The organism is Pseudomonas sp. IT-P4, assembly GCF_949767755.1.
GTDB lineage: Bacteria > Pseudomonadota > Gammaproteobacteria > Pseudomonadales > Pseudomonadaceae > Aquipseudomonas > Aquipseudomonas monachiensis.
Window position 1 is genome coordinate 21,165 of sequence record NZ_CATKPX010000042.1, and the last position, 13,141, is coordinate 34,305.

The 13,141-nt window shown below is 51.9% G+C and carries 11 protein-coding genes; 4 read left to right on the top strand and 7 right to left on the bottom strand.

The window, feature by feature from the left end; translation table 11 throughout:
• Positions 1-4: 4 nt before the first annotated feature.
• From ACM6IT_RS17585 to paaA, 7 genes are all read right to left on the bottom strand, one after another.
• Complete coding sequence (locus tag ACM6IT_RS17585) at positions 5-1,651, bottom strand: cation acetate symporter (RefSeq protein WP_056722557.1); 1,647 nt, start codon at positions 1,649-1,651, stop codon at positions 5-7.
• The gene (locus tag ACM6IT_RS17590; RefSeq protein WP_046042846.1) at positions 1,648-1,956 is read right to left on the bottom strand and encodes a DUF485 domain-containing protein; all 309 of its coding nucleotides are present in this window, start codon (positions 1,954-1,956) and stop codon (positions 1,648-1,650) included. The genes ACM6IT_RS17585 and ACM6IT_RS17590 overlap by 4 nt, the downstream gene beginning before the upstream one ends.
• Before the next feature lie 126 nt (positions 1,957-2,082).
• Complete coding sequence (gene paaE, locus ACM6IT_RS17595; RefSeq protein WP_056722555.1) at positions 2,083-3,159, bottom strand: 1,2-phenylacetyl-CoA epoxidase subunit PaaE; 1,077 nt, start codon at positions 3,157-3,159, stop codon at positions 2,083-2,085.
• Between the two features lie 34 nt (positions 3,160-3,193).
• Positions 3,194-3,727, bottom strand: a complete 534-nt coding sequence (paaD, locus tag ACM6IT_RS17600; RefSeq protein WP_056722553.1) for a 1,2-phenylacetyl-CoA epoxidase subunit PaaD — start codon at positions 3,725-3,727, stop codon at positions 3,194-3,196.
• The gene (gene paaC, locus ACM6IT_RS17605; protein ID WP_414918420.1) at positions 3,714-4,475 is read right to left on the bottom strand and encodes a 1,2-phenylacetyl-CoA epoxidase subunit PaaC; all 762 of its coding nucleotides are present in this window, start codon (positions 4,473-4,475) and stop codon (positions 3,714-3,716) included. The genes paaD and paaC overlap by 14 nt, the downstream gene beginning before the upstream one ends.
• Positions 4,476-4,483: 8 nt before the next feature.
• Positions 4,484-4,765, bottom strand: coding sequence for a 1,2-phenylacetyl-CoA epoxidase subunit PaaB (gene paaB / locus ACM6IT_RS17610; RefSeq protein ID WP_007943393.1), 282 nt, complete (start codon positions 4,763-4,765; stop codon positions 4,484-4,486).
• A gap of 132 nt (positions 4,766-4,897) precedes the next feature.
• Entirely contained in the window at positions 4,898-5,887 is a 990-nt protein-coding gene (paaA, locus tag ACM6IT_RS17615) for a 1,2-phenylacetyl-CoA epoxidase subunit PaaA (protein WP_414912799.1), read from the bottom strand.
• Positions 5,888-7,245: 1,358 nt separating this feature from the next.
• On the opposite strand from paaA, the gene ACM6IT_RS17620 reads away from it, so the two are divergent.
• The 4 genes from ACM6IT_RS17620 to ACM6IT_RS17635 are packed head-to-tail and all read left to right on the top strand — an operon-like array spanning position 7,246 to position 12,987.
• The gene (locus ACM6IT_RS17620; protein WP_414918421.1) at positions 7,246-8,355 is read left to right on the top strand and encodes a SagB/ThcOx family dehydrogenase; all 1,110 of its coding nucleotides are present in this window, start codon (positions 7,246-7,248) and stop codon (positions 8,353-8,355) included.
• Positions 8,356-8,357: 2 nt separating this feature from the next.
• The gene (locus ACM6IT_RS17625; RefSeq protein WP_414918422.1) at positions 8,358-10,202 is read left to right on the top strand and encodes a methyltransferase domain-containing protein; all 1,845 of its coding nucleotides are present in this window, start codon (positions 8,358-8,360) and stop codon (positions 10,200-10,202) included.
• A gap of 2 nt (positions 10,203-10,204) precedes the next feature.
• Entirely contained in the window at positions 10,205-11,767 is a 1,563-nt protein-coding gene (locus tag ACM6IT_RS17630) for a carbamoyltransferase C-terminal domain-containing protein (protein WP_414918423.1), read from the top strand.
• Positions 11,764-12,987 (top strand): MFS transporter, encoded by a 1,224-nt coding sequence (locus ACM6IT_RS17635; protein WP_414918424.1) that lies wholly within the window; start codon positions 11,764-11,766, stop codon positions 12,985-12,987. The genes ACM6IT_RS17630 and ACM6IT_RS17635 overlap by 4 nt, the downstream gene beginning before the upstream one ends.
• Positions 12,988-13,141 lie beyond the last annotated feature (154 nt).

The window sequence follows — 13,141 nt, forward strand, 5'->3', positions numbered from 1 at the left end:
TCGTTTAGTGTTTGCTGGCGCCGGTGGCACCGATGCCGGTCATCGAGCGGATGAACTGCGCCAGATAACGGCCACGCTCAAGGGCTGCGCGGGGCGAGGTGTCGGTGACGGAAAACAGCCATGCACTGAAGAACGCCAGGCTCATGGAAAACAGTGCCGGGTTGGAGTACGGGAACAGCGCCTTGTCGTGATGCATCACGTTGACCCACACCGCGGGGCTCAGCACCAGCAACACAATCGCCGAAACCAGTCCGGACAGACTGCCAAGGACCGCGCCGCGGGTGGTCAGGCCTTTCCAGTACATCGAGAGGAACAGCACCGGGAAATTCACCGACGCGGCGATGGCCAGCACCAGGCCCGAGAGGAAGGCGATGTTCTGCGATTCGAACAGCAGGCCGAGGATGATCGCCAGCACACCGATGCACAGGGTGGCGATTCGCGACACGCGCATCTCTTGCTGCTCGCTCGCCTGGCCCTTGCGCATCACGCAGGCATACAGGTCGTGGGACACGGCCGAGGCGCCGGACAGCGCCAGCCCGGCAACCACCGCCAGGATGGTGGCGAAGGCGACCGCCGAGATGAAGCCGAGGAACAGGTTGCCGCCTACTGCCTGGGCCAGGTGCACGGCGATCATGTTGCCGCCGCCGATGATCGCGCCGCTGGCGTCACGGAACGCCGGATCGGTGCCGACCATGACGATGGCGCCGAAGCCGACGATGATCAGCAGCAAGTAGAAGTAGCCGATGAAACCGGTGGCGTAGAACACGCTTTTACGCGCTTCCCTGGCATCGCTGACGGTGAAGAAACGCATCAGGATGTGCGGCAGGCCGGCGGTGCCGAACATCATGCCCAGCCCCAGGGAAATCGCGTCGATCGGGTTGGACAGCAAACCGCCGGGGGCCATGATCGCGTTGCCCTTGGCATGCACGGCGGTGGCACCGGCAAACATCGCCTCAGTGCTGAAACCGAAGTGCTTGAGCACCATGAACGCCATGAAGCTGGTGCCGAACAACAGCATCACCGCCTTGATGATCTGCACCCAGGTGGTGGCGAGCATGCCGCCGAAGGTCACGTAGAACACCATCAACACGCCGACCAGCATCACCGCATAGAGGTAGTCGATGCCGAACAGCAACTCGATCAGCTTGCCGGCGCCGACCATTTGCGCCACAAGGTACATCAGGGCCACGGTCAGGGTGCCGAAGGCCGAGGTCAGGCGCACCGGGGTCTGTTCCAGGCGATAGGAAACCACGTCGGCAAAGGTGTACTTGCCCAGGTTACGCAGGCGTTCGGCAATCAGGAACAGGATGATCGGCCAGCCGGCCAGCACGCCCAAGGCGTAGAGCAAACCGTCGTAGCCATTGAGGAACATCATCGCGGAGATGCCGAGGAACGAGGCTGCCGAGATCATGTCGCCGGCAATCGCCAGGCCGTTCTGGAAACCGGTCATGCCGCCGCCAGCGGTGTAAAAGTCGCTGGTTGAGCGGGTGCGAAGTGCCGCCCAGCGAGTGACGCCAAGGGTGAACAGTACGAACACCAGGAACATGCCGATGGCGTTCCAGTTCAGCGGACGGGACGCGCCGTCGGCAGCCATCGCAACATCAGTGACAGCCGCCAGCGGCAGCAGGAACAGTGCAAGAAGGCGGTTCATCGGGCGCACTCCTGCTTGAGTTTTTCATTCAGCGGGTCGATCACGTTGTTGGCGCGATAGACATAGAACCCGGTCAGTGCAAAGGCCAGCCCGACGATGACGACACCCACCAGCATGCCCACGGTGGTCACGCCGCCGCTCAGGGATTGGCCGAGGGTAGATGGGGAGAAAGCCACCAACAGCACGAAGCCGTAGTAAATCACCAGCATGGCCAGGCTCAGTGACCAGTACAGCTTCTGTTTACGGCGAACCAGCTGGATGAAATCCGGGTGCTGGCGAATGAGTTCTACTTCCTGGGGTGTCATGACGCGCGCTCCTTTGTTGTTTTTGTTTTGGGTGAAACGGTTGAAAAGATCGCAGCCTGCGGCAGCTCCTACACAGGCATCCGGGCAAGCACATCCCCTGTAGGAGCTGCCGAAGGCTGCGATCTTTCAGAGCTGATCGAAATCCAGCACCACCTTGTCGCTGATCGGGAAGGCCTGGCACGACAGCACGTAGCCGGCGGCCACTTCGTAGTCTTCCAGGGCGTGGTTGCTGTCCATTTCCACTTCGCCTTCGATGACCTTGCACTTGCAGGTCGAGCACACGCCGGCCTTGCACGAGTAGGGCAGTTCCGCACCTTGCTCGTTGCCCGCTTCGAGGATGCTCATGCTGTTGCGCGGCAGGTCGAAGGCCAGGGCGCGGCCGTCGCTGATCACGGTGATCTGGCTGACCGCCGCATCCACTTGCCGGGCGGCTTCGCGGGCGGCGCGTTTTTGCTCGCTGCCGGCGGCGGCGAACAGTTCGAAATGGATGCGCTCAGGTTGCATGCCCTTGGCCTTGAGGCTGTCGCGCACGGTCTCGGTCATTTCCTGCGGGCCGCAGATGAATGCCGCGTCGAGGGCTTTGACGTCGAGCCAGCGGCTGAACAGTTGCTCGCACTTGTCGGCGTTGATCCGGCCGTTGTACAGGTCGACATCCTGCTGCTCGCGGCTGAACACGAAGATCAGGTTCAGGCGTTGCAGGTAGCGGTTTTTCAGGTCTTCGAGCTGCTCGCGGAACAGCGCGCCGGAGCTGGAGCGGTTGCCGTACAGCAGGGTGACGCGGCTGTGGGGCTCGGTTTGCAGGGTGGTCTTGATGATCGACAGGATCGGCGTGATGCCGCTGCCCGCCGCCACGGCCAGGTAGTTGCCATGGCGTGCCGGGTCGAGTTCGACGCAGAAGTGCCCGGCCGGTGGCATCACTTCCAGGGTGTGTCCGGCTTTCAGCTGTTCGTTGGCAAACGCCGAGAAGCGTCCGCCGGTGACACGTTTGACGGCAATGCGCAGTTCACCGTCGTTGACCCCGGTGCAGATCGAATAGGAGCGACGTACTTCTTCGCCGTCCAGTTGGGTGCGCATCACCAGGTGCTGGCCCTGGGTGAAGTGGAAGCTGTCCTGCAAGTGCTGCGGAATCTCGAAGGCGATGGACACCGCGTCACGGGTCTCGGCGCGCACGTCCTTGATGGTCAGGCTGTGAAATTTGCTCATTGTTGTTCTCCAGCTGGGACGGCCGATTCGCCGCTCAGATGCACTTGAAATAGTCGAACGGTTCCCGGCAATCGACGCAGCGGTACAGCGCCTTGCAGGCGGTGGAGCCGAACTGGCTGAGGACCTCGGTGTGGGCGCTGCCGCATTGCGGGCACACAACCTGCGGGCTTTCGCCGAGCAGGCTGCGTTTGCTGGTGCTGCCCTCGGGCGGTGCGATGCCGTAGGCGCGCAGGCGTTCGCGACCGCTGGCGCTGATCCAGTCGGTGGTCCAGGCCGGGGTCAACTTGCGCTCCAATTGCGGCGCCTTGAATCCGGCGAGTTCCAGCGCTTCGCGGATGTCGCTCTCGATCACTTCGGTGGCGGGGCAACCGGAGTAGGTCGGCGTGACCACCACGTGCAGGTGGCCGGCCTGCCAGTCCAGGTCCCGGACGATGCCCAGGTCGACCACGCTGACCACCGGCACTTCCGGGTCCATGACCTCCGCCAGAATCGCCCACGCGGCAGCCAGGTCGGTCGGTTGAGCCGGCCGGGCGCCGAGGTCGCTGGCGATCAGCTCACCAGGTTGCATCGGGGTACGCTCGTGGCAGGAACTGCATTTCGGCCAGCAGGATGCCCAGGTGTTCGGTGTGCAGGCCCTTGCGGGCATTCAGGTAGAAGTAGTTCGGCGCAGCAGGCACAGGCAGGGTGGCGCTGGTGAAAATCTGCTCGACCTTGGCCTGCCACTGGGCGGCCACGCTGGCGATGTCCGGGGTGATGCCGGCTTCGCACAAGCGCTGCTCGCTGGCATCAAAGGCGATCAGTTCGACGGTGAAGCGCCAGACTTCGGGGATGGCCGCGAGCATGCGCTTGTGGCTTTCCTCGGTGCCGTCACCCATACGCTCGATCCACTCGCCGGAGCGGCGCAGGTGGTAAGTCACTTCCTTCACCGCCTTGGCGGCGATCCCGGCAATGCGTTCGTCGCTGGACTGGCTCAGGCCCTGCAGTACCGGCAGATGCCAGGCGTCATACAGGAACTGTTTGAGCATGGTCACCGCGAAGTCGCCGTTGGGTTGTTCCACCAGCAGCAGGTTGCGATAGGCGCGCTCGTCACGGCGGAACGCCAGGTGATCGGCGTCGCGGCCGTCGGCCAGCAGTTCGGCGGCGTATTCCAGCCAGTTGCGCGCCTGGCCCACCAGGTCGAGGCCGACGTTCATCAGCGCCAGTTCTTCTTCCAGCGCCGGAGCCTTGCCGCACCATTGGCACAGGCGCTGGCCCTGGATCAGGGCGCTGTCGCCGAGGCGCAGCAGGTATTCGATCAGATCGGTCTGGTTATTCATGGTCGACCTCACATGTGCCCGACTTCGGCCGGCAGCTCGTAGAAGCTGGCGTGGCGGTAGACCTTGTCGTCCGATGGATCGAACAGCGGGTCTTTTTCATCCGGCGACGACGCGGTGATCAACGCCGAAGGCACCACCCACAGGCTCACGCCTTCGCTGCGACGGGTGTAGAGCTCGCGCGCGTTCTCGATGGCCATGGTGGTGTCGGCGGCATGCACGCTGCCGACGTGCTTGTGGTTGAGGCCGTGCTTGCTGCGCACGAAGACTTCGAAGAGGGTCCACTCGGACATTTCAGTTACTCCACATCGATTGCTTCTGTAGGAGCTGCCGCAGGCTGCGATCTTTTGGCGGCTTCGAAACCGCTGAAGATCAAGATCAAAAGATCGCAGCCTTCGGCAGCTCCTACAGGGGGGCGGATTGCCTTATGCGGCGTTCTTGTTTTGTTTTTTGCGGGCGTGGGCGACGGCGGCTTCACGGACCCAGGCACCGTCTTCAATCGCCTTGCGGCGGGTGGCGACGCGTTCCTGGTTGCACGGGCCGTTGCCCTTGAGCACTTCGTAGAATTCGTTCCACTGGATTTCGCCGAAGTCGTAATGACCGCGTTCGGCGTTCCATTTCAGGTCCGGGTCGGGGCAGGTGCAGCCCAGCAGCTCCAGTTGCGGGATGGTCTGGTCGATGAAGCGCTGGCGCAGTTCGTCGTTGCTCTGGCGCTTGATTTTCCAGGCCATGGACTGGGCGCTGTTCGGCGAGTGTTCGTCGCTCGGGCCAAACATCATCAGCGACGGCCACCACAGGCGGTTGATCGCGTCCTGGACCATGTCTTTTTGCGCCTGGTTGCCGTGGCGCATCATGGTCAGGAGGATTTCGTAGCCTTGGCGCTGGTGGAAGCTCTCTTCCTTGCAGATGCGGATCATCGCCCGGGAGTACGGGCCGTAGGAGGTGCGCTGCAGCACCACCTGGTTGACGATCGCCGCGCCATCCACCAGCCAGCCCACCGCGCCCATGTCGGCCCAGTTCAGCGTCGGGTAATTGAAGATGCTCGAGTACTTGGCCTTGCCGCTGTGCAGCTTGGCGACTTCTTCATCGCGGTCGGCGCCCAGGGTTTCCATGGCGCTGTACAGGTACAGGCCGTGGCCGGCTTCGTCCTGGATCTTGGCCATCAGTTGCAGTTTGCGTTTGAGCGACGGCGCGCGGGTGACCCAGTTGCCTTCGGGCAGCATGCCGACGATTTCGGAGTGGGCGTGCTGGGAGATCTGCCGGATCAGGGTCTGGCGATAGGCATCTGGCATCCAGTTCTTGGCTTCGATCTTGATTTCTGAATCGATTTTTTCCTGGAAGGCGCGTTCCTGTTCGGACATCTCCGAGAGGTCCTTGATGCGCTTGACGCCGGTTTCTACGAGCTGTGCGTACATTTTTGAGTTCCCGCCTTGAATCTGTTCTGGGGCATGGGGAACTTTATAAGCGATACAGAATTTAATATCAAACACAAAATGACGTGTCGTATTTGTTTTTTGTATCGCTTTGGGGGTGGTGGTTCTTTGGGAGGGGTACATATCCGTTTCTTGGGTAGCGGCGGCTGGCGGTTTCGCCCTTACGGCGACTTACTTTTTTTACAAGCGCCTAAAAAAAGTAAGCAAAAAAACGCTCGCCCCGAACGTACGGCCCCTCGCTAAGGCTCGGGGTTCCTTCGCTCCGGCATTCATCCGGGGGGCATCGCCTCCGGTCGGCTTAGCTCGACCTCCTCTCGATGTGTTCGGCTGCGCCGAACGGCGCTGCGCGCCCACCCCCGGATGAACGCCTCCGCTCAGCCTGCCGAGGGGGCGGGTGGATCAAGATCAAGAGCTGCAGGCGAGCTAACGCTCGGCCTGATGAGTGGTGAGAAGCGGCGCGGTGTGAGCTGCTCTGCTTTTGCTCTTCTGTGGGAGCGAGCTTGGTCCGGGCGGCGTTCCGACGATGGCGGCCTGCCAGCCGACCTGGTTTTTGCAGATGTCCCCAATCCCTGTGGGAGCTGGCTTGCCTGCGATGGCGGCCTAGCAGCCGACCAATCTTTCGCAGGCATACCCGGACCCTGTGGGAGATTCTATGGTTGAGGGAAAGTCCTCAACTGGCTTTTGGCTGATATTCGCTTTGCCCTTTCAGCAAGGCGAATACCACCCAACAACCAGGCCGGCCGGTGGGCCGCCTCGGACGCTGTTGCGGTGTACGCCCCCTCGTGAGGCCGAATGTCAGGGGCAAGAACCCTTGGTTACTTGGGGCCGGGCGGCGTTCCGCTTTTCCAAGTGACCCGCTAAGAGCGGAACCATAGGTGGCCGTTATCGAAGAAACGGATGTGTACACAAACACCAAAAAAGTGGCATTACGTAACTAAATGCTACCGATAAAGACTTTCTAAGAATGCATCGGGGCGAGTGGGGTTGATATGTATGTCTGCAATAATCTGATTATCTTAAGAAAATAACCGAAAGTAGGAAAGTGATGTAAGGCTGTTCATGAAATTAAACATGATTTTTCCTACGATTCGAGAGGTTGACGATTAGTTTTAAGGCGATTAGCTTCGCAAATGAAGTCAAGTGACTTCGACCAAAATAAACTAAGAGGTTCTTATTATGCGCAAAGCAAATCTGCAAACTCGACTAACTGCTCTTTCCAATAATGCTTACAACATTCTAATTATGCCTACAAAATTAGAGGCAAAACTGGCCAATTAATATCGGTCAATGTCGAGGGGGCTGCCACGCTCTCTCGACACATTTTCGCGGAGTACGTGATGATGAGTGAGTTTAAAGTTAATGAGAATCTTACGATTACTTTGAGTGAGGGGGTCTTTGGGCTGTGGAATTTGGAAACAGGTGAACAATACGAAATATTTGATCGGCGCTATCTTGACAGAATTTTCGAGTTAAATGAGTCAGTTGGCATGCCGTATACCTCAAAGCCCGAGGATGGAATACTGATTGAGGCGGGAATATTACTTATTGGCGAAAAAGCTGAGCAGCATCAACAAATACAACAATCAAATGGCCCTTGGGGGTGGGACCCTATTTCAAAAATATTTCATCTTGGAAGTAAGCACAACTTTCCAGGTGAGTTGGAATGCGCAGAAGAGAATAAAGAGGCAGGCTATGTAAGTTTCTGCGAAAGTATCGCCGAAAGCACTCCGGAGCTAAATATTGAACGAGAGGGGCAGGTAGTAAAGCTTCCCCCTTGGGACGGTGACACAATTGACACTTATAGCTTGAAAAAAGCGCTATGGGATAGGGTTACTAGTCGAAATTTCAATGGAGGGGCAGTTCCGCTGGAAGTTGTATCTAACATATTGTTTTCTACTTTTGGAAAAATTCATGGTGACTCGCATAAAGAAAATCTTGCAGAGCGAGGTATTTTGACCGTTGGTTTTCGTAGATCTTCACCGAGTGCAGGGTGTTTGCAAGCAACCGAAGCCTACCTGGTCGCTTTGAATATTAGTAATCTAGAACGAGGCGTCTATCACTATAGGTCCCACGAACACGTGTTAACAAAGTTGGATAGTGGGATAAATGCCGACTTGTCACAAATTTTATGCCATCAAAGTTTTGCAGTGGATGCAGGTTTCCTGATAGTGATGAGTTCGCGTTTTGATAAGCTCTGGTGGAAATACCCGCACTCACGTGCCTATCGCTCGGCTTTAATGGATGTTGGACACTTGTCGCAGACGTTCAACCTCGTAGCAACAGCTCATAAGCTTAACACTTGGTTAACCGGATATTTTATAGATGATCTGCTAAATAAACTTATCAAAATTGATGGCTTCAAAGAGCATTCGTTGTTTGTGGTAGCAGGAGGGCATGGCCTACAAGACCCTATTAGCCCAGGAGTCGTAAAGCTCTTAAAGGCAACATAGAAATGGAGCAAAAACTTTCCCTGGGTGCTCACATGCACAATGATATGTTGAAAAAAATAGAATACTCCGAAAAAATCAGAAAAAATGCTGATTCCAGCTTTAAAAATAATAATCTCAATGAAGCAGTGAGGTTATACGAGTTAAGTATAAAAATTAACTCAAGTAATGCAAAGGCGTTGAATAATTTTGCGGCTTTATCCGAAGAGTTAGGGGAGGTAAGTAAAGCGGAGTGCCTTTATAAGCTCGCTTGTAATCTTCCGGAAAATACAGTATTTGAAAAACTTAAATTTCACCAAAACTTAGCATTAGTCCAAGAAAAAAGCGGGAAAGTCAATGCGGCGCTCTGGACCTACCAATTAGCCTCAGAATTAGAAGGTTTTACAGAAAGCACGATTGCCTTTAGCTATCTTGATTTGCTTCAGGCAATTAACTTCACTTCTTTTGATGTCGGAATATTCGCTAGTCTGACATCACTTTTTAATACTGAAGGACTAGATAAGGATGCCTTCGCTCAAGTGTATTTTTCGCAGTTAGCATTGAAGCTTGAAAAGACGAAATATACAGGAAAAGACTACGCCGCACTTGCGCTGGATATTATCGAGTCAGAGCCGATTACGCTAAAGCTTCTGAGCAGCAATCTGGTTTCGAACTACGTTATAGAGGAAGCAATTACAAAAATCAGAGCGGAACTTGTTGGGTCTATGCTTGGTAATAACTACAATAAAACACACCGTTTTTTTCTTGCTGCCTTGAGAAAGCAATGCAAGCTAAATAACTTCATATATCATGTTGATGAAGAAGAGTTATTAAAGGTTGATGTGTTAAAGGAAAAAATTTCAAATTGGTCATCAATGATTCAAATTGATGCGCAATTAATACTTGAGTCATACCAGAGTTCAGGTGCAAAAAAATCATGTTGTATTGATGGTCTGGTGCGCAGAAGCAAAAAGAAAGAAACTACATTGTCCGGCCTCTTGAAAAGCAAAAAACTTATCCAGAGTTTTTATGAGTCAAATCCATACCCGCTTTGGTCATCCAGGCCAAAGCATTCTGAATCGACGCTTGAGCAGCTTTTTAAAGCGTTAAATTTAAAGCAATTACCTCCAGGCAATAATATATTGGTTGCAGGGTGCGGTACAGGTCGGCATGCAATTCAGCTTGCCTTGACTTACCCGCGTGCAAGAGTAATAGGTCTAGATGTTAGTCAAGCTAGTTTGGAGTACGCCACAAAAAAGAGAGATGAATACAAAATACGGAATCTAGAGTTAATTCATGGTGACTTAAATAATACTCTCTCTCTAAATATGGGGTTCAGCCTTATTGAGTGCATTGGGGTTTTGCATCACTTACAAGATCCCATGAAGGGATGCCAAGCGATTCTTTCTGCCCTCGAAGATGGTGGTGTTGCTAAAATAGGGCTGTATAGTAAATGCGCCCGAACTCCAATAGTAGACTTGGCTAGCCTTGCGTCTGAAAGCGAAATTCTCTACGTGCCAGGAAGTTTAGAAAGAATACGAAAACTGGCAATTCAAAATTACAAACACAAAAGAATAAATGAAATAGTTAACTCGCGAGATTTCTTCAGCAGAAGTGGGTGCATGGATTTACTTTTCAATCCTCTGGAAAAAACGTTCACAATTCGTAATATTCAATCTCTTATACAAGATTTAGAGTGTGAGTTTGCCGGTTTTGAAAATGGAGGTCAAAAAAATTCTCCTGCATTTAGACGATTCAATGAACAAGCGGACATGGATATTTTTTTTGATGCTTGGGAATCGTTCGAAGCGTTAAATCACAATTTTTTCAGCGAAATGTACCTGTTTTGGCTTAAGCCTAAAAGGAAGTAACGATGAAAATACTAGGAATTAATACAGGTCATGACGGCCATGTATGTCTAATTGAAAATGGAGAGTTGGTTTACAGTTATGAGTCGGAAAAAAGTAGCGGTAATAGATACGCTCCCCTTTCTCTTAGTTCGGCAATATTCCACACTATTCAAAACATTGAAGATCTCGACGCAATTGCTGTAAGCGGATGGGCTGAAGGTATGGACCCTAGAAATCCTCCAGCTGAAGGTGGGTATCTTGGTCTTAATGTCGAAAAGATTACCCGCAATTTTGGTAAAAAAAATATAGCGTGGATAAACTGCAGTCATGAAATATCCCACATAGTTTCTTCTTATGCACTTTCCCCTTATGCGGATAAAAAGGCTTGCTATGTATTACTGTGGGAGGGTTTTATAGGAAATTTTTATAAAATAAATTCAGATATGACGATTCAAACTATAGGCAGTGTTATGCAGGGGCCTGGTCTTCGCTATGCATTCGCCTATGGCCTTGCTGACCCAACTTTTAATCTAAAAAAAGGTTATTGCAGGCTTGGTGACGCGGGAAAAATGATGGCGTTGGCTGCATTTGGGGAAAACGGAGAGCCAGATGCGTTCGAGTCAAATGTTATTGATTACATAATAAACTGCGAGTCGGCAATCGACACCCTCAATAAACTAGATCTAAAGGATAGTGGGTATTACAATATAGGCGTAAACACAGCGAAATTTTGCAGTTTGGCAAAGAAGCTATCAGATGAGATTTTTAGCAAGTTCTATGATTTTATCAGCGCAAATATTGCCGAAAGGCTTCCGCTTTTAATAGCAGGCGGTTGTGGTTTGAATTGTGAATGGAATAAGAAATTTGAAAACTCCGGATTGTTCGAGGGTATTTTTATTCCTCCCTGCACAAACGATACGGGTGTCGGCATCGGAGCGTCCGCTATTGCGCAAAATTTATTGACTGGCAAAACCAAACTTGAATGGTCTGTGTATTCAGGGCAGCCTTTTCTTTTCGACCAGGTCGAGAAGTCCTCGTTCTTGTCAAGTCCACTGGTGCTTGAGCACGTATGCGAAGCGCTTCTTGCGGGAGAGATCGTTTGTTGGGTTCAGGGGAATTGTGAAATAGGACCTAGGGCCCTAGGTAATCGGTCAATTATCGCAGCGCCATTTTCTGTGGATACCACTGAAAGGCTAAACTTCATAAAGAATAGAGAGCACTATCGTCCAGTAGCCCCAATCTGTATAGAGGAGGATGCCAAGCTTTACTTCGAGAACTGTACTCAAAGTAAATTTATGTTGTCTTTTTATCATGTAATTGACGAGCGACTCAAAGCAATTACTCATGTTGATGGGACGGCAAGAGTTCAGACTATCAGTCCTCAAGATAACGCTGCAATGTATAAGCTATTACTTGAGTTCAAGAAGCAGTCGGGAGTCAGTGTTCTCTGTAACACCTCATTAAACTTCAAGGGGAAAGGATTTATAAATACTTTTTCTGATCTTGAGTTGTTTTGCAATGCCAATAATATATCCAGATTCGTTGTGGGTGATGTAATGTACCAAGCCAAAGGGGTAGAGCAGTGAGTCTCCCCAAGGTGAGCGGATATGGTTACTTGTGTGGGGTGCGATTTAGTAGTTCTGTGACACTTTGGATAGACTTCATTTTAATTTTTACAGTACTTACATTTGTATATGATGCATCTCCAAAAACTTTGGGGTACGCCGCCGCATTGTATGGGCTGCCAGCACTGTTCTTAGGGCCATTAATTGGGACGCTAGCAGATCATACTAGTCCTATAAAATTTTTACTAATAAGCTTCGCCTTCAGGTTTATCGTTGCCGGCCTTTTATTTGGTGCGGGCTCAGAAACTATTTTCTTAATATTGGTCTCCCTTAAGGGGATATCGAACCTCGGGTCTGGTGCAGCAGAAATAATTTTGACGAGAAAACTGCTAGCGAATAAAGACCTGGTCAGTAATATTTCACTGGTCACAGTAATGGATCAGTTTATTAAAGTCTGCTCACCTTTAGCTGCGGGTGTTATTGCTAGTACTTCTGACAAGGCGTATGGTTTTTTGATTTCCGCGTTATTTTCCCTCTTAGGGATACTCTGTGTGATTTTGCTTTCTTTGAATAATCGGCAGAAAAATATACACGAATCGGAGCTGCGATCCTTTGGGAGTTTAAAAGCTCTAAAAAAATTGTTAAGTACTGGTCCGTCAACGCAGCTGTTTTTTACCTGTGCTTTAGTTCAATCTGCCGTACTTGGATGTTATGATTCGCTACTGAGTCTACATATCAAAAACATTGGGCTGGAAGCCTACGCGTTTGGAGTGATTGTTAGCTCCACCGCGCTAGGTGGAATTGTTGCGGGTCTAACCTTTAAATTGGTTTATCCGCAAAGAATTTTTTTCTGTTCGACACTTTCCCTGCTTTTATTTGGTGTAATGGTAACCCTGGCAGGGTTAATAACTAAGTCGGGTGGTTTGGCGGCGCTTGTAATGTTGATACTGGTTTTTTTTATTGCTGGTTATGCATATGGGCTGACTTCTTTAGGGTTTGGTATAACCCTTCAAAAGTACTGCCCTTTATCTAATTTAGGTACGGTGTCCGCAACCGCTCGTAGTTTGATGTTGATATTTATGATTGCTGGGCCGATTTTTGGTGCCTGGCTTTCAACACTTCTTTCAATCGCCGGCGTACTTGTCGCCTCTGGTGTTGGTGCAATTTTTTTTGGTGTGTTGCTGCATATAAAATATCGCGATAATTATGCTTCCGAGATAATTCGTATATCATGCGAGTAATATCCTCTCGAAATAATCAACCCTGAATTCTCCACGCGTCAGGCATGTGGCGGTTGTAATTCAACTTGGAAAATACAGGCAAGGAATGTTTGAAGGGCGTTAAGCGTACAATAACGTCCGGATTTGGTTGAGCCCTCCGGCAAAAAAAAGGTTC